The 20,267-nt window shown below is 63.4% G+C and carries 18 protein-coding genes; 10 read left to right on the top strand and 8 right to left on the bottom strand.

All coding sequences use genetic code 11. The features are described 5' to 3' along the window. Nucleotides 1-8 precede the first annotated feature (8 nt). Complete coding sequence (locus CEW87_RS20670; protein WP_108976048.1) at nucleotides 9-1,253, bottom strand: M48 family metallopeptidase; 1,245 nt, start codon at nucleotides 1,251-1,253, stop codon at nucleotides 9-11. Between the two features lie 108 nt (nucleotides 1,254-1,361). On the opposite strand from CEW87_RS20670, the gene orn reads away from it, so the two are divergent. After that, nucleotides 1,362-1,910, top strand: a complete 549-nt coding sequence (gene orn, locus CEW87_RS20665) for an oligoribonuclease (protein WP_108976046.1) — start codon at nucleotides 1,362-1,364, stop codon at nucleotides 1,908-1,910. A 155-nt stretch (nucleotides 1,911-2,065) separates the two neighbouring features. Here the strand turns inward: orn and CEW87_RS20660 are convergent, their stop codons facing one another. Both CEW87_RS20660 and rpmE read right to left on the bottom strand, forming a co-directional pair. After that, the gene (locus CEW87_RS20660; RefSeq protein WP_108976044.1) at nucleotides 2,066-3,718 is read right to left on the bottom strand and encodes an ArnT family glycosyltransferase; all 1,653 of its coding nucleotides are present in this window, start codon (nucleotides 3,716-3,718) and stop codon (nucleotides 2,066-2,068) included. Nucleotides 3,719-3,920: 202 nt separating this feature from the next. Further along, on the bottom strand, nucleotides 3,921-4,139 hold the full coding sequence (gene rpmE / locus CEW87_RS20655; protein WP_108976042.1) for a 50S ribosomal protein L31: 219 nt from the start codon (nucleotides 4,137-4,139) through the stop codon (nucleotides 3,921-3,923). Nucleotides 4,140-4,290: 151 nt separating this feature from the next. On the opposite strand from rpmE, the gene CEW87_RS20650 reads away from it, so the two are divergent. The 4 genes from CEW87_RS20650 (at nucleotide 4,291) to CEW87_RS20635 (ending at nucleotide 7,514) form a co-directional block, all read left to right on the top strand. Further along, nucleotides 4,291-5,271 (top strand): tRNA-dihydrouridine synthase, encoded by a 981-nt coding sequence (locus CEW87_RS20650; RefSeq protein WP_199917078.1) that lies wholly within the window; start codon nucleotides 4,291-4,293, stop codon nucleotides 5,269-5,271. Between the two features lie 21 nt (nucleotides 5,272-5,292). Next, complete coding sequence (trmB, locus tag CEW87_RS20645; RefSeq protein ID WP_108976040.1) at nucleotides 5,293-5,961, top strand: tRNA (guanine(46)-N(7))-methyltransferase TrmB; 669 nt, start codon at nucleotides 5,293-5,295, stop codon at nucleotides 5,959-5,961. A 64-nt stretch (nucleotides 5,962-6,025) separates the two neighbouring features. After that, nucleotides 6,026-6,748: a YecA family protein gene (locus CEW87_RS20640; protein WP_108976038.1), complete on the top strand. Its 723-nt coding sequence runs from the start codon at nucleotides 6,026-6,028 to the stop codon at nucleotides 6,746-6,748. A gap of 367 nt (nucleotides 6,749-7,115) precedes the next feature. Beyond that, nucleotides 7,116-7,514, top strand: a complete 399-nt coding sequence (locus CEW87_RS20635; protein WP_108976036.1) for a YkgJ family cysteine cluster protein — start codon at nucleotides 7,116-7,118, stop codon at nucleotides 7,512-7,514. 51 nt (nucleotides 7,515-7,565) lie between these two features. On the opposite strand, the gene CEW87_RS20630 is transcribed toward CEW87_RS20635, so the two are convergent. After that, a complete protein-coding gene (locus CEW87_RS20630) occupies nucleotides 7,566-8,441 on the bottom strand; it encodes an ATP adenylyltransferase family protein (protein ID WP_108976034.1) in 876 nt (291 codons plus the stop codon). 104 nt (nucleotides 8,442-8,545) lie between these two features. On the opposite strand from CEW87_RS20630, the gene CEW87_RS20625 reads away from it, so the two are divergent. After that, the gene (locus tag CEW87_RS20625; RefSeq protein WP_108948854.1) at nucleotides 8,546-8,764 is read left to right on the top strand and encodes an RNA-binding S4 domain-containing protein; all 219 of its coding nucleotides are present in this window, start codon (nucleotides 8,546-8,548) and stop codon (nucleotides 8,762-8,764) included. A gap of 28 nt (nucleotides 8,765-8,792) precedes the next feature. On the opposite strand, the gene CEW87_RS20620 is transcribed toward CEW87_RS20625, so the two are convergent. The 4 genes from CEW87_RS20620 to acnA all read right to left on the bottom strand — a co-directional run bounded on the left by CEW87_RS20620 (nucleotide 8,793) and on the right by acnA (nucleotide 14,186). Next, nucleotides 8,793-10,544, bottom strand: a complete 1,752-nt coding sequence (locus CEW87_RS20620; protein WP_108976032.1) for a potassium channel family protein — start codon at nucleotides 10,542-10,544, stop codon at nucleotides 8,793-8,795. Beyond that, nucleotides 10,544-10,927 (bottom strand): DUF6394 family protein, encoded by a 384-nt coding sequence (locus CEW87_RS20615; protein WP_108976030.1) that lies wholly within the window; start codon nucleotides 10,925-10,927, stop codon nucleotides 10,544-10,546. Before CEW87_RS20615 ends, CEW87_RS20620 begins: the two co-directional genes overlap by 1 nt. Before the next feature lie 53 nt (nucleotides 10,928-10,980). Then, nucleotides 10,981-11,382, bottom strand: a complete 402-nt coding sequence (locus CEW87_RS20610) for a YchJ family protein (RefSeq protein WP_108976028.1) — start codon at nucleotides 11,380-11,382, stop codon at nucleotides 10,981-10,983. A gap of 86 nt (nucleotides 11,383-11,468) precedes the next feature. Then, nucleotides 11,469-14,186, bottom strand: a complete 2,718-nt coding sequence (gene acnA, locus CEW87_RS20605) for an aconitate hydratase AcnA (RefSeq protein WP_108976026.1) — start codon at nucleotides 14,184-14,186, stop codon at nucleotides 11,469-11,471. 303 nt (nucleotides 14,187-14,489) lie between these two features. Between acnA and CEW87_RS20600 the strand changes: the two genes are divergently transcribed. The 4 genes from CEW87_RS20600 to CEW87_RS20585 all read left to right on the top strand — a co-directional run bounded on the left by CEW87_RS20600 (nucleotide 14,490) and on the right by CEW87_RS20585 (nucleotide 20,255). After that, nucleotides 14,490-17,087: a bifunctional aconitate hydratase 2/2-methylisocitrate dehydratase gene (locus CEW87_RS20600; RefSeq protein WP_108976024.1), complete on the top strand. Its 2,598-nt coding sequence runs from the start codon at nucleotides 14,490-14,492 to the stop codon at nucleotides 17,085-17,087. A 229-nt stretch (nucleotides 17,088-17,316) separates the two neighbouring features. Next, nucleotides 17,317-17,814: a hypothetical protein gene (locus CEW87_RS20595; protein WP_108976022.1), complete on the top strand. Its 498-nt coding sequence runs from the start codon at nucleotides 17,317-17,319 to the stop codon at nucleotides 17,812-17,814. After that, nucleotides 17,814-19,145: a GAF domain-containing protein gene (locus tag CEW87_RS20590; RefSeq protein ID WP_108976020.1), complete on the top strand. Its 1,332-nt coding sequence runs from the start codon at nucleotides 17,814-17,816 to the stop codon at nucleotides 19,143-19,145. Before CEW87_RS20595 ends, CEW87_RS20590 begins: the two co-directional genes overlap by 1 nt. 147 nt (nucleotides 19,146-19,292) lie before the next feature. After that, nucleotides 19,293-20,255 (top strand): thiamine pyrophosphate-dependent dehydrogenase E1 component subunit alpha, encoded by a 963-nt coding sequence (locus CEW87_RS20585; RefSeq protein WP_234421600.1) that lies wholly within the window; start codon nucleotides 19,293-19,295, stop codon nucleotides 20,253-20,255. Nucleotides 20,256-20,267 lie beyond the last annotated feature (12 nt).

Raw genomic sequence — 20,267 nt, 5'->3', positions numbered from 1 at the left:
GGGGCGAGTCAGCCCTGAAGCCGTGCAATACGCACTGCAGCCGGCGGGTGTGAGTCGAAGAAGCCGGAGTACACCGGGTCAGGCGTGAGTGTCGAAGCATTGTCGCGGTAGAGCTTTACCAGCGCGCTGACCAGATCGTTTGCCTGAGTATGGCTGGCTGCGTAGCGGTCTGCTTCGAATTCGTGGCGGCGTGACCACTGGCTCATCAGCGGCGTCAGGGCAAAGGTGAACCACGGCAGCGCAAGAAAGAACAGGGCGAGCCCGGCTGCGGTGCCGGTCTGAGTTACGCCCAGGCCGTTGAAGAAGGCCTGTTGCGAAAGCAGCCAGCCAAGCAGCGCAAACAGCGCGAGGCTGGCCGGGGCGAGCACCAGCAGGCGCTTGACGATGTGCTTGTGGTGAAAATGCCCGAGCTCATGCGCAAGGACGGCCTCGACCTCATGGGGTGTGAGCTTGTCGAGCAGGGTGTCGAAGAACACGATGCGCTTTGACGCGCCAAAGCCGGTGAAATAGGCGTTTCCGTGAGCGGAGCGGCGCGAGCCGTCCATTACGAAAAGTCCCTTGGAGCGGAAACCACAGCGTTCAAGCAAGGATTCGACGCGGTGCTTGAGCTGCTCGTCGGCGAGCGGGCTGAAACGGTTGAACAGCGGCGCAATGAAGGTCGGCCAGATCAGCAGGACGAGCAGATTGAACCCGAGCCAGACTGCCCACACCCAGATCCACCAGGCGGCACCCATCGCTGCCATCAGCCACAGCACGCCGGTAAGCAGCGGAAGGCCGATCGCCACAGCCAGCGCAGTCTGCTTGAGGCTGTCGGAGACGAACAGGGCGGGCGTCATGCGATTGAAGTTGTAGCGCTTTTCCAGGACGAAGGTACGGTACAGGGAGAACGGCAGATCGATCAGCCAGCTGACTACGCCGAGCGTGGCCAGCAGCGCGACACCATGGGCGATGGAGCCTGCATCGAACAGTCCCGCACAGAGGGTGCTGATGAGCTGAAGGCCTCCACCGACGGTGAGTGCGAGAACGAAAATGGCCGAGACTGCGAGCTCGACCAGACTGAGTCGCACGCGCTCGGCGGTATAGTCCGCCGCACGCTGATGGGCATCAAGACCGATGCTGTCGGCGAACGCAGTGGGCACTGCGCCGCGATGAGCGCGAACATGCTGGATCTGGCGCAGCATCAGCCCGGCCTTTACGAGGAGCGTACTGCCCAGTGCAATGAGAAAAAGTACGGTAAACAGGTGTGGAGACATCCGGGAAAGCCGACGGGAAGTGATGGACCATTATGTGACACAATCGCGGACTGGATTGTTTCATCTCGCAGCGGACAGCCCGCCCGGCGCACGAAAGGCTCAAGGATTATGGCACAGGATCAGAATCACCTCATCTGGCTGGACATGGAAATGACCGGCCTTGAACCGGACACCGATCGCATCATCGAGATCGCGGTCGTCATTACCGACAGTGAACTCAATACAGTCGCCGAAGCGCCGGTGATCGTGGTGCATCAGCCCGATAGCGTGCTCGATGCGATGGACGACTGGAACAAGAACACCCACGGCAAGTCGGGGCTGATCGATCGCGTGCGTTCGTCTACCGTTTCCGAGGCGGAAGCCGAGGCGCAGATGCTCGCGTTTCTGCAGGAATGGACGCCGTCGCGTACTTCGCCGATGTGTGGCAATTCGGTGGGGCAGGACCGTCGCTTCCTGGTGCGCTACATGCCGCAGTTCGAAGCCTGGTTCCATTACCGCAACCTCGATGTCTCCACGCTGAAGGAACTGGCCAAGCGCTGGAACCCGGCAGTCTACAAGGGCGTCAAGAAGACGGGAGCGCATACGGCACTGGCTGATATCCAGGAGTCGATCGCCGAGCTGGCGCACTACCGGGACAATTTTCTGCGTCTGGACTGAAGTTTTCAGACTCCCCGCGTGAATTCGTCGAGGCCAGTCGCAAATCATGCGGCTGGCCTTGTTTCATTCTGGTGGTCTGGTGCCCGCGCCGGGAGGCGGAATGACGCGGTGAGCATTCACGGCGTGCGCCGCGGTTCCCGGGTAGCCGGGCGTGTTCAGTTGCTGTCGGTGCGAAGGTAGAGCTGGAACACTTCCAGCTGCTTTCCACCGCCACGACGATATTCCCACACCGGATGCCATCCGCTGCCGGGCTTACCTTCGGCTTGCCGGCGCACCGAATAGGTGAGCAGAAGCCGGCAGGGCGTGGTGCCATCGCGAGTGAGCGCCGGGCGAATGCCGGCGTAGTAGTCGAGTGCGCTGCGCACGGCGTCGGGGAGTCCTGTGCTTGCAATGCACTCGGCCTTGTGTGGGCGCAGCGCCTGCTGCAGCGAGCTTACTGCCGGACGGTAGCTGCGGCCATAGTCGAACCACGGCATCAGCAGGGTGACCGCAAGGCACCACAGCATGGTCATGCCCATTGCCCAGTTTGCCGTCGCGCGTGTCGTTGTGCGTGGCAGGCGCCACACGAGCAGGATCCAGAGCGCGCAGATCGCAATGCCGATAGCCGGTTGCAGCAGTCCGTCGCTGTGGGCGAACGATGGGGTGACGCGTGCGATATGGCGCGCGAGTCCCGGCGGCCATGCGTAGGCCTGCGCGGTCCAGGCGATCCAGACCAGAGTGGCGAACACGCCGAAGCTCATCACGCCGAACCAGTCGAATGCGTTGGCAGCGCCGCGCCGCAGTACCGGGACGCCGCCGGCCGCGAGCAGCGCAACCGATGGCAGCAGGGGCAGAGCCGCCGTCGGGGAGAGGTCGCCCTCGGCGATGATGACGCCGATCGCAATCAGCGCGGACAGTAGCGGCAGCATCCAGCGCAGCTCCAGCATCCGGCGCCGTGCCCGCCACAGGGCCCAGAGCGCGATGGGCCAGAGCGGCCAGGCAAACCAGCTCAACAGTTCGGCGAGGCGACTCAAATCGGCGCCGCGCAGCGCGTCGCTGGTGAGCGTGGTCCATTCCCTGTGCAGCCAGAGGGAGAAGAGTTCCGGCTCGTTCAGGTGGATGACCAGAGGCCACAGGGCGCCCAGGATCGTTGCCAGCGAGAGGCCCGCCAGCAGGCCACCGCTGGCCCGGGGGTTGCGGCAGTCGGGGCAGGCCGTCATGACCAGCAGAAACAGCGGCAGAGTGAGAATCGCGCCACTCAGACCGCCGGCGAGCATTGCGAGTGCGCTGCCGAGGCCTGCCTGGAGGCTTCCACCGATCGGCTGTTGCGGCACTCTGGCAAGACCGTTGATGACGAGCGCGACCATCGCCATCAGGGCGAGCATTGGCTGGGTTTCGTGAGCGTGCAGTACCAGGCCCAGGCTGCCAAGTGTCAGCAGAGCCGCGGGCGTGCGCGCGGGGCGGCCATAGAAACGTTCGGCTGCACGCGCAATCCAGTACACCGTCATCGCAGTGAAGATGGCGCTGGCGAGTCTTGCGCCATCATGGGGTGGCAGGATGCTCCCGGTCAGCTTTGCCAGTAGTGCAGCAACCCAGTAGTACAGCGGCGGGAAATCTGGAAAGGGCAGGCCGGCGATGGCGGGGAACAGCAGGTCCTCGCCCTGCAGCATCGAGAATACTGGCCCGAAGTGGCGTGCGTCGTCGCCGCGCCACGGTTCGTGCCCGATGAGGCCGGTCAGCAGGTAGAGCCCGACCAGAAGGGTCAGGCCGACGGTGCCGTAGGTTCGGCGTTGCAGCGCAGAGGGGTTGTAGGGTTCGCGGGGGGGCATTCGCACTCGGTGGCGGTGTCGATGGGGCAGACCAGTGTCCGCAATAGCTGCATTGTATCGGCCTCGCGGAGCGCTTGCATTGTGCATGACGCGCCTGGGGTCGAAGTGGTCGCCGTTTGTGCTGGTACGGAGGGCAGGGCAACAAAAAAGGCAGCCGTGGCTGCCTTTTCGTGATGCGCTATCGCGGTTAAGCGACGACGATTCAGCTTGCGCGCTGTACGTTGCCGTACTTTTGACGGAAGCGCTCGACACGACCGGCGGTATCGACGATCTTCTGCTTGCCGGTGTAGAACGGGTGGCACTCGGCGCACACTTCAACGTGCAGTTGCTGCTTGCCGATGGTCGAACGGGTCACGAACGTGTTGCCGCAGGAGCAGGTCACGTCGACGTCTTTGTAACTGGGATGGATTTCCGCTTTCATGTCAGATCCTGAGTACGGCGGGCGGCGGTTGTGACCACCCTAAATTGAAAACACGCAATTATCCTCGACTCTTCCTCGCATGGCAAGCGCGCAATGATCTGGCTTCGTTTACAATGGCCTGCTTTCCCAACACCTGCCCGCGAGAGACACTTTGCGCCTGCTGCTTGCGCCGATGGAAGGTTTGCTGGACGACGTGCTGCGTGCCGTATTGAGCCGTATCGGTGGCTATGACTGCGCGGTGAGCGAGTTCGCACGCGTGTCCGGCTCGGTGCTGCCGCACCGCTGTTTCCGCCGCATCGTACCCGAACTCGATCATGGCAGCAGGGCCGTCGGTGGCATGCCAGTGCGTGTCCAGTTGCTCGGCTCCGACCCAGCTGCGATGGCTGAGAATGCCGCACAACTCGCTTTGCTCGCACCTGCCGCGGTCGACCTCAACTTTGGATGCCCCGCACCGACGGTCAATCGTCACCGTGGCGGCGCGGTACTGCTCGACGAACCCGAATTGCTGCACGACATCGCGCGTGCCGTGCGTGCTGCACTGCCCGCCGACATGGCGCTGACCGCCAAGATGAGACTCGGCGTGGTGGATAAGGGGCGTGCGATCGAATGTGCGCAGGCGCTGACTGCCGGCGGTGCGTCCGAACTCGTGGTGCATGCCCGGACCAAGGTCGAAGGCTACCGTCCGCCGGCGCACTGGGAATGGGTGGGCAGGATTGCCGATGTGGTGACGGTGCCCGTCGTCGCCAACGGCGAGGTGTGGACGGCTGCGGACTGGGTGCGCTGTCGCGCGGTGTCGGGCGCGACTGATGTGATGCTCGGACGCGGGGCCGTCAGCGATCCCTTCCTGGCCCGGCGTATCCGGCTCGGTCATGATGACGATGCCGGGGTGCGCGCTGCCGAGTGGGCCTTGCTTGAACCCCTGATCGCCGAATTCCGCAACCGGGTGGTCGCGAAGGTGGCCGCTCACCATGCGCCGGGGCGTATAAAACAGTGGCTGAACATGCTTCGGCGCCGCTACGAGCAGGCCGAGGCGCTTTACATGCAGATCCGTCCGCTGAAGACACTAGCCGAAATCGACCGGGTACTGGTGAGTCTCGGCATTCTCGGTGAACCCGACCAGCTTGCAGCCTGATCAAACACGAGACAGCCTTCCTTGAGTTACGCAAATTCCACCATTCCGGTGAGCGCCCAGCAGGGCGTGCACGACAGGCTTGCCGAACAAGTGACGCGCCACCTTGCCGAGCCATTTCGCAAGCCGATCAACGATTACAACCGCGAGGCCTTCGAGGCCAGCCTCTCGGGATGGGACCGGCAGGCGCCGCTGATCCTGGATGCAGGCTGTGGCGTTGGCCACAGCACCATTCAGATTGCACGCAGCTTTCCCGATCACTGGGTAGTCGGCGTGGATCAATCACAGGACCGCCTTTCCCGTCGCAAACCTTATCCCGATGCGCTGATGCCGAAGAACATGGTGTTCGTGCGGGCCGATCTGGTGGACTACTGGCGCCTGCTGCATGCCGCGAATCTGCGCCTGGCACGGCACTACATCCTGTATCCGAATCCCTGGCCCAAGATCGGGCACCTGACCCGGCGCTGGCATGCGCATCCCGTGTTTCCCTTCATTCCGAAGCTTGGGGGCATTCTCGAGTGCCGCAGCAACTGGTCGGTGTATGTCGAGGAGTTTGCTGCGGCGCTGGGGCAGGTGCTGGGGCAGGACGTGCCGTGGGAGTCCTTTGAGGCGCCGGTGCCGCTGACCCCTTTCGAGCGCAAATATCGCGATTCCGGTCAGACGTTGTATCGTCTGACCATCGATCTGAAATGAACACCCGGCAGTCTGGATTGCGGATGCAACCGATGCCATCGCCCTGCTTACCCTGGAGAAACACATGACCACCGATTCGGGCAACCCGCACCTGATGTCTGACGAGGAGTTCGAGGAGCTGGAAGAAATGCTCACCTCGGATATCGTCCCCGAGGACTGCATGAACCTCGAGATGCTCGACGGCTTTCTGGCCGGCGTGTTGCTCTCGCCGCAACCGATTCCGGTAGAGCGCTGGCTGCCGGCGGTGTGGTCTGCACACGAGGACGGCATGAGCTTCGGCTCGGGTAAGGGCGTGCAGAAGGCCATCCGGCTGGTGCTGTCCTATTACAACGAGATGGCGACCACGCTGGGGCTCGATGACGATGATGAAAGCTGTTGGGAGCCGTTCTGCTTTGCGATTACCGACGTCGATACCATCAAGCTGGGCGATGAGTGGGTGGAGGGTTTCACTCAGGGGCTGGATGCATGGCGCAAGGATTGGCGCGAGGGTCTGCCCGAGGACGCCGTCGAGGCTGTACGGGAAACCCTGAACACGGTCCTCGCGCCATGGACCGAAGACGGTGCCGATAAAGCCGATGATGACACGCGGCTCGGCTGGCTGGCGGCGATGGGCGAGGCGGCCAACGATATCTTCTCGCACTGGCGCGATATGGAACTGCCGGCGCCGCAGCCGCTTCCGGTCGATGCACCGCCGGGCCCCTCGACTGCCGGGCCGGGTCGCAACGACCCTTGCCCCTGCGGTAGTGGCAAGAAGTTCAAGAAGTGTTGCGGTGCGACTGCCGAGTAAGAGATGAGTGCCGAAAGGCGCCACACGGATTGTGGCGCCTTTCGTTGTGCGCGCCGGGTGAGGTTTGCGGTGTCGCCCCGGTTCGTGCAAATGCCCGCTGTGAGGTCGCTGCATATTGGCGAGGCGGTCGCCGCAGTCGCTTGATGTGTTGCTGGAAACATTTCCCCGAATTTGTTTTGCAAGCAACTGAAATAAAAGAATAAATAGTGCTTGCGCAATGTCCGGCAATGGCTAGAATTCCGTCGCCGGAATTGATGGTCTGGTCATGTGTGCACGACCTTGCTGCACGGGGGGCGGCACATGGCGCTACGTCGATCCGGAGACGGTCCCGTTCGGGAACGTTCTTCATCTCGTCGACGGGTCTGCCATGGATAGTTTCAACCCCTGCCTTGACTGTGGCATCTGCTGCACTCATTTCCGCATTTCATTCTACTGGGGTGAGGCTGACGACGCGCCTGGCGGCTTCGTGCCTGCCGCCATGACCGAGAAGCTCAATTCCTTCATGCGTTGCATGAAAGGCAGCAATGACGCGAACCGCCGCTGTTCAGCACTTGAGGGCACGCTCGGTCAGCAGGTTTCGTGCTCAATTTACGAGAATCGTCCGACCCCGTGCCGCGAGTTCCCGGTGTATTTCGACGACGGCACCCCCAATCCAAAGTGCGACGAATTGCGCGCCAAAATCAATCTCCCGCCCTTGCCGAACCCGCATCCGTCTCACGTAATGGTGGCTGCGTCTGAGCCAGTGACCGAGGTTTTCATCGTCTGAGCCACGGTCGTGCGGCGCCGAAACCGGCTGGGCGGCTGCCGCAGGGCGCGTTCAGGGGCGCTGCTGTGCCACGGCGGCCAGCAGGGCCAGAGGGCCGTGCGTGCGCAACTGTTCGATCTGTTCCTTGCGGCGGACAAACAGCGAACCGGCGAAGCCCAGCGCATTGACCGAAACATCATCGATCTTTTCCTGACTGCGCGGCACGACAAGCAGCCAGTCACGCGTCAGCAAGAGGTTGTACGGGGGCATCGGCTCGGTACTGAAAGACATCCCCAGATCCGAGCATGCACGCGCAAAGGCCGCATGGAGTTGCTCTCCGGCATCAACTGACTGAGCCCACACCTTGGCATCGAGGCGCACGAAGCGGTGGCGCCACGGCAGTGCCAGGTTTTCACCGATCAGTGTGTCGGCGCCAAGCGTGCGGGTGAAGCCGGGCAGGCTGCCGGTGCTCGGAACCCATTGCAGGTGCTTGTGCGGCTGGCTGGAGCCGGCCACCGTGCCGCCGTTGTAGAAGCCGAGGCCGCCATGCACTCGCATGACCTGTGCCAGTGCGGAGAAGTCCGCCACCTTCAGTGGGGCGGTCTGGGCCTCGAAGTGGCGGGTGATGATCAGCAGGTGGCGTTCGATGACGGGATACTTGTTGAGTACCGCGAGATGATCCGGGCCCAGTGGCGCCACTGTCAGCGTCGGCTCCGGAGGCAGGAAGGGGTTGAAGTCGGGGGTGCGGCGGGTGACTGCATCGACACGGGCAGCGTTCTTGCGTTCAAGCGATGAAACCCAGCGCACGGAGAAATCGAAGCCCCCGTCGCTGAGCACGGTCTTCTCGGTGCTGATCGGTTGCAGGGTGCCTGCCGCGAGTGCATTCAGGGTGCAACGGTCGCTCTGTTCGAGCAGGCTGGCGGCCGGGGTTGATGGCGAACTGGTCATCGGGACGAACACTGGGAGACAATGGCCGCCATTGTGACACGAGCCTCGTGCCTTTAAGCACTTGCGGGTAGCGTGTCATCGACCTGAGTGATGAGAGAACTGAAATGACGACGACGTTTGCGGTGCGCGGTGATTACATACAGCTCGACCAGCTGCTGAAGGCTGCCAATCTGGTGAGTTCGGGTGGGGAAGCACATGCCGCGGTCGAGGCCGGACTGGTGAAGGTCGATGGCCGCCCAGAGTCGCGCAAACGCGCAAAGCTGCGGGTCGGGCAGAAGGTGCATTTCAACGGCGAGGACGTGTTGCTGGTGGCGGAGGGCTGAGCACGCACGCCGCAGCGAGCGTCACGGGTTACGGCAGGTGACGGTTGCTCGGCTGTTTTTTCCGTTGCGCAAGCTTCTCCCAGATCCAGCCGCCGGGGAGGTCCGTGCCGGTAAGGATGTAGTTCAATGAGTGTTCGTTGGCGATATTGAAGCCGAAGCGGCCGCGCGCCCCGGGCCTGCCGGCGAGCAGCAGTTCGTCGCCCGGTCGCACCGCCGTGTTTGCGGCCGGTATCACGAGGTCGTCGTCGTCATCGCGCACCAGGTAGAGCACCTCGCAGGCCAGGAATTCATTACGGTTGCCATGCGAGCGCAGCAACTGGTCGATCGTGATCGTTTCGCCCCGCATCAGCCGGCGGTAAAGGGCCGGCGCACGGCTCAGGTTGATGCGCTCGCTCCAGACATCGGGCACGGTCCAGCCCAGGCGACGCGTCATGCGATCGAGCAGCCAGGCGCACCATTCTTCGTCGCGGCTGCGAATCTCGTCGAGAAACGGTGCCAGCAACGGGGTGCTCAGAATGGCGAGACATTCATGGGCAATGATCTCGCTGGGAACCACGGTGATGTCCGACTCGAATGCGCCGTACAGGGCGCGGTTGGCATAGTGGTTCTGGCGCAGGATGACGAACAGGTTCTTGTTGAGCTCGCGCGCGGTCACCGCGATGGACAGGTTGTCCACGTCCGAGCTGGTGCCCGCCACGATGCCGACGGCGTCCTTGATGCCGGCCTCGAGCAGGGCCACCGCGCCGGTGCCATCACCCTGAACCCAGCGGTGCGTGGCGTCATCCGGCGGTTGGCGGTCGATGATGGTCACCGGCACTGCCTCCGAGTCCATCGCGTCCACCATGAGCTTGCCAAAGCGTCCGTGCCCGCACAGCACCCAGGCGCCTCGCGGTGGTTCTCGGTGGCGCTCTACGGTTGTGCCTGGCAGGCCGGTGAGCCAGCCCAGCAGTTGCCACGCGGCCGGTGCATGCAGTGCGAGCGCGAGTGTGTCGCCGAATTTCTCGAAGGGGTTGATGATGTGCGGCGTGCCGAACGACGCCATGTTTGCCGTGGTCTCGAGGGCTTCCGCGCGCGCCATGACCGGCAGGCGCGGCGCCAGCAGACGGGCTGCAATGGCGATGGCGAGATTGGCGCTGTCGTCGTTGGTGAGCGCGATGACGCCAATGCAGCTTTCATGGGTCAGGCCGGCATAGCGCAGCGTCTCGGGGTTGCTGGCATCAGCGGTGAGGAAGGGGACGTCTGCAGCGTAGCTGTGGAGGTCGATTTCGCCCACCTTGGATTCTTCACGCTCGATGACGACCGAGCGGTAGCCCAGGCGGTCGAGCGCGTGGCAGATCAGACGGCCGGTCTCGCCATAGCCGCATATCAGGTAAAAGGGTTCGCCGAGGTGCTGGACGGCGCGGACGAAGCGCTGCGTCGCGATCGCCTGCTGCAGGTTGCGGTCCGACAGAATGGCGAACACCGTGCCGAGGGTGTAGGCCCACCCGACCACCGACAGGTAGATGCAGACCAGCACCCAGAGCCGCTGCTGATCCGAGAACGCATAGGGGATCTCGCCAAACCCGATCGTGGTTGCGGTGTAGCTGGCGAAGTACAGCGCATGGAAGAAGCTCAGATAGTGAGGGCGTCCGTCGACATCGATGCCTGGCGCGAGCGTGAGCCCGAGCACGGTGATCGCAACGATCGAGATCAGCAGGATCAGCGGCAGTCTCAGCCGCCGCATGATCAGGAAGAAGACGCTATGGTGCCGCGCCAGCGGTTCGAACGGAGGTTCGTGCATCAGCGGCGCTGCATGATGGTTTCAGCGATCAGGATCACGACCGACACGATGTTGGCGAACAGGGCGCCGCCCGACAGCGAGACGACGCGTGCGGTCATCTCGGGCGTCAACCCGCTCGCGGTGATGTGAGCGGCGTAACCCCAGACCATGGCTGCGGCAATGAGCTGCAGGTCGGCCACCAGACTGGTTGCAAGGTGGATGGCACCAATCTGCGTGCGGTCGCCGAACTTGAGCATGGTGGCAATCAGGCTGACGACGATCGCGGCAAAGAGCTCATAGATGTCGTGGTGTCCGGGGTCGGCAATATCGCCGACAAAGAAGCCGAAGTTCAGTGTGGCAGCGAGCAGGATGAAGAAACCGAAGATGACTTTTTCGAGGTTCATGTTGTTCTCGTTGGCGAGGCTTCGGGGTTGATGCAGCGGATTATAGGGTGGCTTCAGCGGTCCTTGTCCGCATCGTGCATGTCGCCGTCAAGGTAGAGCCAGCGTCCGTCCTCGCGCACGAAGCGGCTGGTTTCGTGCAGCCGGTGGGCACGTCCGCCCACCTTGTAGCGTGCAAGGAACTCGACTTCGGCATGTGTTTCATCCGTCTGCCGGTGTGCGCGCACCTGCAGCCCGATCCATTTTGGCAAGGGAGCGGTGTCGAACAGTGGCGGTGCCGGACGGGTCGATACGTGCCAGGTCGCCAGCAGATAGGCTTCGTTCTCAAGCACATAGGCCGAGTAGCGCGAGCGCATCAGCGCCTCGGCAGTCTGTGGGCTGAGCGTGCCGTCAATGGCCGGGCCGCAGCAGGCGCTGAAGTCCTTGCCGGATCCACAGGGGCAGGGGGTGGGTTTCATCTTGTTACCGGTGATGTCGAGTGCCCATTTTGCCCCATCAGGCTGAGATTGGTATGCGCCGCGCGTTGTACGCGGCGCAAAAAGGTTCAGCCGTGCGCCGCGCCGTCGGGGAAGAGTATGTCGCGCAGCACGTAGGGAAGAATGCCGCCGTGCAGGTAATACTCGACCTCGATCGGCGTGTCGATCCGGCACAGCAGGCTGACGTCCTCCTGGCTGCCGTCGGCGCGGTGGATGCGCATGTTCAGATGCTGTTGCGGCTGCATGTCGGCGCTCACGCCGACGATGTCGATGGTCTCGCTGCCGTCGATGCCGAGCGAGTCCCAGCTGACGTCGCCCTCGAACTGCAAGGGCAGCACGCCCATGCCGACCAGGTTGGAGCGGTGGATGCGCTCAAAACTGCGCGCGACGACGGCCTTCACGCCGAGCAGTGCCGTGCCCTTTGCCGCCCAGTCACGCGAGGAGCCGGTGCCGTATTCCTCTCCGGCCAGAATCACCGTGGGCGTACCGCGTGCCCGCCATGCTGCGGCCGCGTCGAACACGGTGGCCTCCTCGCCGTCGAGCAGGGTGTAACCCCCTTCGCGCCGTCTGCCGTCCGCACCCGCGGGCAGCATAAGGTTCTTGATGCGGACGTTGGCAAAGGTGCCGCGCACCATGACTTCGTGCTGTCCGCGGCGGGAACCGTAGGAGTTGAAGTCCTTGCGTTTCACGCCTTGACCCTTGAGCCACTGCCCGGCAGGGCTCGATTCGGAGAAGGCCCCGGCGGGCGAGATGTGGTCAGTGGTCACCGAATCGCCGAGCAGCATCAGCGGACGCGCGCCGATGACGTCCGACACCGCACCGGGTGTGACCGTGAACTCGTCGAAGAAGGGCGGGCGGGCGATGTAGGTGGAGGTGGGCCAGTCGTAAACCTCCCCGGTGGGGGCGGCGATCTCCTGCCACAGTGCATTGTCCTTGCTGAAATCGGTGTAGAGGCGGCGGTAGGTGGCCGGATCCATGGCAAAGGGCATGACCTCGGCGATCTCGTCCGAGCTTGGCCACAGGTCCTTCAGGAATACCGGCTTGCCGTCCGTGTCGGTGCCGAGCGCTTCGCTGCTCAGGTCGATCCTTGCTGTGCCAGCCAGCGCGTAGGCCACCACGAGCGGGGGCGAGGCGAGGTAATTGGCACGGATGTTCGGGTGGATCCGGGCTTCGAAATTTCGGTTTCCCGAGAGGACTGCGGCAGCGACGATGTCATTGCCCGTAATGGCTTCGTTCAGCGCCGGCGCGAGATCGCCCGAATTGCCGATGCAGGTGGTGCAGCCATAGCCTGCGAGGGCAAACCCGAGCGTTGCCAGCGGCTCGAGCAGCCCGGCCTTGCCCAGATACTCGGTGACCACGCGCGAGCCCGGTGCAAGCGATGTCTTGATGTGCGGTTTGACCCTCAGGCCACGCGCCGCGGCCTTGCGTGCCAGCAGCCCGGCGGCAATCATGACCGCGGGGTTGCTGGTGTTGGTGCATGAGGTGATGGCTGCGATCAGGATGTCGCCGTGGCCGAGGTCGACGCCATCGAGCTGGGTCGCTACCCGCTTGTCCAGTTGTGCTGCGTCGCGGCCGAAGCCGTTGTCGGCGGGCGGTGCCGAGAACAGCGCTTCAAAGGTGCGCCGCATGGCGGGCAGTTCGATGCGGTCCTGCGGCCGGCTCGGTCCGGCGAGCGAGGGCACGATGGTGTCGAGGTCCAGCGTCAGGGTGCGGGTGTAGTCGATCTCGCCCGCGCGCGGCACGCCGAACAGTTGCTGTGCGCGGAAGTAGGCTTCGATCAACTCGCAGCTTTCCTCGCTGCGTCCCGTTCCGCGCATGTAGGCCACGGTTTTTTCGTCCACCGGGAAAAAACCCATGGTCGCGCCATATTCGGGCGCCATGTTGGCAATGGTCGCGCGGTCGGTCACGCTGAGTGCCGCCGTCCCCTCGCCAAAGAACTCGACGAACTTGCCGACCACCTTCTCGCGCCGCAACATCTCCGTGACGCGCAGAACCAGGTCGGTGGCGGTTGCACCTTCGGGCAAGCGCCCGCGGAGCTCGACGCCGATCACGTCCGGCGTCAGGAAATATACCGGCTGCCCCAGCATTCCCGCTTCAGCCTCGATCCCGCCAACCCCCCAGCCGACGACGCCCACGCCGTTGATCATCGTTGTGTGCGAGTCGGTGCCGACCAGAGTGTCCGGGTAGTACAGATCGCCGGTGTGGCGCAAGCCTTCGAACAGGTATTCCAGATTGACCTGGTGCACGATGCCAATGCCCGGCGGGACGACACGGAAGGCCTCGAAGGCCTGCATGCCCCACTTCATGAACTGGTAGCGTTCGCGGTTACGCTCGAACTCCAGCGTCATGTTCTGCTGCAAGGCCTGCGGCGTGCCGTAGTGGTCAACCTGGACCGAGTGATCGACGACCAGGTCGACCGGAACCCGTGGTTCGATCTGTTGTGCGTCCTTGCCCTGTTCGACGGCCACGTTGCGCATGGCGGCAAGGTCGCACAGCAGGGGAACGCCGGTGAAGTCCTGCAGGACGACACGCGCGACCAGAAACGGAATCTCCGCATTGCGCGGGGCCTCGGGCGCCCAGTTGGCAAGTTCGTGCACATGTCGCTCGGTGACCCGGCGACCGTCGCAGTTCCTCAATACGGCCTCAAGCACGATGCGAATCGATACTGGCAGTCGGGATACCGGGCCGATGCCGGCCGACTCCAGCGCTGGCAAGGAGTAATAGCGGCCGCTCGCGCCGCTGCGGGTCGAAAAGGTCTTCAGGGTGTCGAACATTTCATGGGGCATGATTCTTCTCCTGCGGGTAGGGGGGCGCTGTCTCGATGGCCGCGTGTCATTTCCGACCAGTGCGATGCACGTGATGTTCCCGTGATTCCGTTTTGTGCTCCGAAACCTGCCAAATCCTCGCCCGTGGCCTATTGTGGGTGGATGCGTCGGGAGTAGAATTGGACGCCTGAGTCGTGTCTGAGACCCTGCTGGGTGTTGCACTGCACCCTAAGTCTTATAAAAGACATATAATCTCGTTTGATCCGTGCGGGAGAATCCCCGTTCGGAGCCCCTGCCACCGTCACAAACTGGAAGGAAGTCGCCGTGCTTGAAGCCTATCGTGCCCATGTCGCCGAGCGTGCCGCCCTCGGTATCCCCGCGCTGCCCCTGACTAAGCAGCAAACCGCCGAGTTGGTCGAACTGCTCAAGAATCCGCCTGCCGGCGAGGAAGCGTTCCTCGTCGAACTGCTCACCTACCGCGTACCGGCTGGTGTCGATGATGCCGCCAAGGTCAAGGCCGAGTTCCTGGCCAAGCTCGCCAAGAGCGAAGAAACCTGTGCCCTGGTGTCGCGCACCAAGGCCGTCGAACTGCTCGGCAGCATGCTGGGTGGCTTCAACATCAAGCCCATGATCGACGTGCTCGGCGATGCCGAGGTCGGTGCGGTCGCGGCTGAAGGTCTGAAGAAGACCCTGCTGATGTTCGATTTCTTCCACGACGTAAAGGAGCTGGCCGACGCTGGCAACGCAAACGCCAAGGCCGTGTTGCAGTCCTGGGCCGACGGCGAGTGGTTTACCAGCCGTCCGGAAGTCCCCGCGTCGCAGAAGCTGACCGTGTTCAAGGTCACCGGCGAAACCAACACCGACGACCTCTCGCCGGCACCGGATGCCTGGTCGCGTCCCGACATCCCGCTGCACGCGCTGGCCATGCTGAAGAACCCGCGTCCGGGCATCACCCCGGAAGAAGAAGGTGTGCGCGGTCCGATCAAGTTCATCGAAGATCTGCGCGCCAAGGGCAACCTGGTCGCCTACGTCGGTGATGTGGTCGGTACTGGTTCGTCCCGCAAGTCGGCCACCAACTCGGTGCTGTGGTTTACCGGCGAAGACATCCCCTTCGTGCCGAACAAGCGCTTCGGTGGCGTGTGTCTGGGCTCCAAGATCGCCCCGATTTTCTTCAACACGATGGAAGATGCCGGTGCGCTGCCGATCGAAATCGACGTTTCGTCGATGGACATGGGCGACGAGATCGAACTGAAGGTCGACCAGGCTACTGCCGTGGTCACCGCCTTCAAGAACGGCGAAAAGATCGCTGAAGCGGCACTCAAGACTCCGGTCATTCTGGACGAAGTCCGTGCCGGCGGCCGTATTCCGCTGATCATCGGCCGTGGCCTGACGACCAAGGCGCGTGAAGCGCTTGGCCTGCCGCCGTCCACGTTGTTCCGTCTGCCGCAAGACCCCGCCGACAGCGGCAAGGGCTTCTCGCTGGCACAGAAGATGGTCGGTCGTGCCTGCGGCCTGCCCGAAGGCAAGGGCGTTCGCCCGGGTACCTACTGCGAACCGAAGATGACCACCGTCGGTTCCCAGGACACCACCGGCCCGATGACCCGCGACGAGCTGAAGGATCTGGCCTGCCTCGGCTTCTCCGCTGATCTGGTGATGCAGTCCTTCTGCCACACCTCGGCCTACCCGAAGCTGATCGACGTCAAGACCCACCGCGAACTGCCGAGCTTCATCTCGACCCGTGGCGGCGTGTCGCTGCGTCCGGGTGACGGCGTGATCCACTCCTGGCTCAACCGTCTGCTGCTGCCCGATACCGTTGGTACCGGCGGTGACTCGCACACCCGTTTCCCGATCGGCATCTCCTTCCCGGCCGGTTCCGGTCTGGTCGCGTTTGCCGCTGCCACCGGCGTGATGCCGCTGGACATGCCGGAATCCGTGCTGGTGCGCTTCAAGGGCAAGATGCAGCCCGGCGTCACCCTGCGTGATCTGGTCAACGCGATTCCGCTGTACGCCATCAAGGCAGGCCTGCTGACGGTCGAGAAGAAGGGCAAGAAGAACATCTTCTCCGGCCGCATCCTTGAGATCGAAGGTCTGCCCGATCTGAAGGTCGAGCAGGCATTCGAGCTGTCCGACGCATCGGCCGAGCGCTCTGCCGCTGGCTGCACGGTGCATCTGGACAAGGCGCCGATCGTCGAGTACATGAACTCGAACATCACGCTGATGAAGTGGATGATCGCCAATGGCTATCAGGACGCCCGCACCCTGGGTCGTCGCATCAAGGCCATGGAAGCGTGGATCGCCAACGGCGAGCTGCTGTCGGGCGACGCCGATGCCGATTACGCTGCAGTCATCGACATCGATCTGGCCGACATCAAGGAGCCGATCGTTGCCTGCCCGAACGATCCGGACGACGTCAAGCTGCTGTCCGAAGTTGCCGGCGCCAAGATCGACGAAGTGTTCATCGGTTCGTGCATGACCAACATCGGTCACTTCCGTGCCGCGGCCAAGGTGCTCGAAGGCAAGTCGGACATCCCGACCCGTCTGTGGGTGGCTCCGCCGACCAAGATGGACGCCATGATCCTGAACGAAGAAGGCTACTACTCGGTGCTCGGCAAGTCCGGTGCCCGCATGGAGCCGCCGGGCTGCTCGCTGTGCATGGGTAACCAGGCGCAGATTCGCAAGGGTTCGACGGCGATGTCGACCTCGACGCGTAACTTCCCGAACCGTCTCGGTATCGACACCCAAGTCTACCTCGGCTCTGCTGAACTGGCCGCGGTGTGCGCCCTGACTGGCAAGATCCCGACGGTTGCCGAGTACCTGGCTCAGGTCCAGTCGCTCGACGCCAAGGCCGGTGAAGTGTATCGCTACATGAACTTCGACCAGATCGCCGAGTTCAAGGAAGTCGCCGACACCGTCGAAATCTGAAGCATCAAACCGGGCGGGTTTGCGTGAGCAGACTCCCCTACGTAGTGAAGCGCCCCTGTCCGGGAAACCGGCAGGGGCGTTTTTTCGTGCTCGATTATCCGGAGACCGGACCGGAAGGCGTTTTGTGCAGGCTGCGGAAGGCGAGCGACTGACATGGTTTCCGGGGGCGCATTCGGGGACATGCAGGCGGGGTGGAAGTGTCTGAAAACGCGGCTATGATTTGAACACGATGCCGAGTTCACTCCCGCCTATTCTCGATCTTGCCCACGCGGAGTTCATTTCCGGCGCGGTGTCGATCAATGCTGCTTCCTGTCGCCCCGGGGGCTTCCCGGCCCTGGCGCGCGGGCTCGGTTGCCGTGTCGCGGAGGACTGCAACAGCGTGAATGTGATCTTCGGGGTGAAGGCGGCGGCGGACGTGCTCGATGGTGTTCGACGCAGCGGCGCACTCTCGGTCGTTTTCAGTGAGCCAAGCACACACCGCACCCTTCAACTCAAGGGCGAGGATGCGCTGGTCCTGCGGCTCGAGCCCGGCGACGCTGATCGGGTCGCCCGCTACCGCGATGCCTTCGTTGCCGTGCTTGCGCCGTACGGTCATACCGAGGAAATGGTGCGGGCGCTGCTCGCCTGCCCTGCGGATGATCTTGTCATGGTGCGTTTTACGCCGACGTCCGCATTCTCCCAGACCCCGGGGCCGCATGCGGGCGAGCCGCTGGCAGGGGCACGGTGATGGTGAGGCTGGAAAGCATACGTGACTGCCTGGAAGGTGTCGTGCCGGGCAATATCGCCACGTGCGCGCCGGACGGCACGCCAAACGTTGCCTATCTTTCGCAGGTTCAGTTCGTGGACAGCGAGCATGTCGCGTTGTCCTACCAGTTCTTCAACACCACGCGGCGCAATATTCTCGCGTCGCCGTATGCCCGGGTTTCGGTGATTGACCCCCACACCGCTGCACACTATCGGCTGAGTCTGCAGTACTTGCGTACCGAGGATAGTGGGCCGCTGTTCGAGACCATGAAGGTGAGGCTGGCGGGCATTGCTTCGCATACCGGCATGAGTGGCGTGTTTCGGCTGCTTGGTTCCGACATCTATCGCGTACTCGATATCGAGAGGGTACCCGGCGAGACCGTTGTCCTGCCCCCGGCCCACCGCAACAGGCTGTCGTCCTTGCGCGCGTGCTCCGAGATGCTGTGCGGTGCGGCTGATCTGGAAGGCTTGCTGTCTCGTCTGCTGGCGGGACTTGCCCGTCACTTCGACATCGAGCATGCGATGGTCCTGATGCTGGACGAAGGGGGCGGACACTTGTACACGGTTGCCAGCAGAGGGTATCCGAGCTCGGGCGTGGGCTCGGAGATCGCGCTCGGCGACGGCATCATCGGCGTTGCTGCCCGCGAACGCACACCAATCCGGATCGGACACTTTGCGGCCGAGTACAGCTATGGGCGGGCGATCCGCAGCGGCCTCGAGCAAAGTGGTGTGAGTGGCATCGAGACAGAGATTCCGCTCCCCGGACTTCCCGCATCATGCAGCCAGTTGGCAGTGCCGATCATGGCCTGTCACACGCTCGTCGGCATGCTGTATGTCGAAAGCGCGCAGGAGCTGCGTTTCGGTTATGACGACGAGGACGCCCTGGTTGCACTGGCGGGGCAGCTGGGTGCGGGGTTACGCGTGCTCCAGCACACTCATGAAGGCGGCGAGGACGTCGCCGAGCCTCAACCGTCGCCACCCCCGGCGCGGGGCCGGGCAGTGACCGTGCGTCACTACGCGGAGAACGACAGCGTCTTTCTCGATGGGGACTACCTGATCAAGGGCGTGGCCGGTTCCATCTTTCTGGCGCTGGTTCGCGACTACGTTGACAAGGGACAGACTGATTTTTCCAATCGTGAACTGCGGCTCGACCCCAGAATCCGGCTGCCCGAGATCAGCGACAATCTCGAGGCGCGGCTGATCCTGCTTGCACGCCGGCTGGTCGAGCGCGCGGCGCCCGTGCAGATCGAAAAGACGGGGCGCGGGCGTTTCCGTCTGCGCGTTCAGCGTCCGCTGAGCCTGGTCCAGGCCTGAGCGCGGGGCGAAGTCTAAGATTTCATTCGCATCATGCTAAATGTTTCCTAAGCCCGTGCAGCAGGGAAGTTCCTGCGGCTAGAGTCTGTCGCGTCCGGCCGCTTCTGGCGCCGGACTAACAGACCGAAGCGGAGCAGGAGGTGTGGCGTGAGCGTGAAACTGTATGGCGAGCGGCCGGAAGAACTGTTGCAGATGATGCAGCTGATCCGTGCCTATGAAGAGCAGGCGGCGGCCTTGCAGGCCGAATCCGGGGTGCCCGGCACCTGTACCTCGGTGGGTCAGGAAGCCTGCGCGGTAGGTGTGATTGCGGCGCTGGGCAGGGACGACCTGATTCTCACCAATCATCGCAGCGCCGGGCATCTGCTGGCACGCGGGGCAGACCCCGGGCGTCTTTTCGCCGAAGTGATGGGGCGCAGGGACGGGTATTGCAAGGGCAAGAGTGGTTCGCTGCACATCTCGGCGCGTGAGCTGGGAGTGATTCTGACCTCGACCATCGTGGGCGGCGAACTCGGACTGGCATGTGGCGTCGGGCTGTCACAGAAGATGCTGCATCGTGCAGGTGTCGTCGTGTGTTTCTTCGGCGATGGCGCAGCCTGCGAAGGGCGGTTCCATGAATCGCTCAATCTTGCCGCGGTGTGGGGCTTGCCCATTCTCTTCGTGTGCGAGAACAACGAATGGCAGGCCTTCGTCAGCCGGCGCGAGACCATGCTGGCCGATCGTATCGCGAGCTGGGCTGCGCCGTTCGGCATCGACAGTGTCACGGTGGACGGGAACGACGTCGATGCGGTGCGCGCAGTGGCGACTGAGGCGCTGGGCGTGGTCCGCGGCAGCGGCAAGCCCTTTCTGCTCGAAGCCCGGACCTACCGCCTGCGGGGGCATTTCGAACCCGATGATCAGGCGTACGTCGATGCGCAGGAGCTGGCGTCTGCGTGGGCGCGTGACCCGCTGTTGCGTTTCGAGGCCAGCCTGCTGGAGTCCGGACGGCTCGATGCCGCCGCCATCGCGACGATGAGGGCGGCGGCGAAAAGCCGTGTCGACGCGGCGGTCGCCTATGCAAAGGACTCGCCCTATCCCGCGATCGATGAACTCGTCACCGATGTCTACGCCTGAGGAGCCAGGAAA

The organism is Parazoarcus communis (assembly GCF_003111665.1).
GTDB lineage: Bacteria > Pseudomonadota > Gammaproteobacteria > Burkholderiales > Rhodocyclaceae > Parazoarcus > Parazoarcus communis_B.
This window is presented reverse-complemented; position numbering and strand designations above follow the sequence as displayed.

Excerpts from the sequence above, each read along its gene's own strand:
- CEW87_RS20670 (WP_108976048.1), bottom strand. The coding sequence starts at position 1,253 with ATGTCTCCACACCTGTTTACCGTACTTTTTCTCATTGCACTGGGCAGT.
- orn (WP_108976046.1), top strand. The coding sequence starts at position 1,362 with ATGGCACAGGATCAGAATCACCTCATCTGGCTGGACATGGAAATGACC.
- CEW87_RS20660 (WP_108976044.1), bottom strand. The coding sequence starts at position 3,718 with ATGCCCCCCCGCGAACCCTACAACCCCTCTGCGCTGCAACGCCGAACC.
- rpmE (WP_108976042.1), bottom strand. The coding sequence starts at position 4,139 with ATGAAAGCGGAAATCCATCCCAGTTACAAAGACGTCGACGTGACCTGC.
- CEW87_RS20640 (WP_108976038.1), top strand. The coding sequence starts at position 6,026 with ATGACCACCGATTCGGGCAACCCGCACCTGATGTCTGACGAGGAGTTC.
- CEW87_RS20635 (WP_108976036.1), top strand. The coding sequence starts at position 7,116 with ATGGATAGTTTCAACCCCTGCCTTGACTGTGGCATCTGCTGCACTCAT.
- CEW87_RS20630 (WP_108976034.1), bottom strand. The coding sequence starts at position 8,441 with ATGACCAGTTCGCCATCAACCCCGGCCGCCAGCCTGCTCGAACAGAGC.
- CEW87_RS20625 (WP_108948854.1), top strand. The coding sequence starts at position 8,546 with ATGACGACGACGTTTGCGGTGCGCGGTGATTACATACAGCTCGACCAG.
- CEW87_RS20620 (WP_108976032.1), bottom strand. The coding sequence starts at position 10,544 with ATGCACGAACCTCCGTTCGAACCGCTGGCGCGGCACCATAGCGTCTTC.
- CEW87_RS20615 (WP_108976030.1), bottom strand. The coding sequence starts at position 10,927 with ATGAACCTCGAAAAAGTCATCTTCGGTTTCTTCATCCTGCTCGCTGCC.
- CEW87_RS20610 (WP_108976028.1), bottom strand. The coding sequence starts at position 11,382 with ATGAAACCCACCCCCTGCCCCTGTGGATCCGGCAAGGACTTCAGCGCC.
- acnA (WP_108976026.1), bottom strand. The coding sequence starts at position 14,186 with ATGCCCCATGAAATGTTCGACACCCTGAAGACCTTTTCGACCCGCAGC.
- CEW87_RS20595 (WP_108976022.1), top strand. The coding sequence starts at position 17,317 with ATGCCGAGTTCACTCCCGCCTATTCTCGATCTTGCCCACGCGGAGTTC.
- CEW87_RS20590 (WP_108976020.1), top strand. The coding sequence starts at position 17,814 with ATGGTGAGGCTGGAAAGCATACGTGACTGCCTGGAAGGTGTCGTGCCG.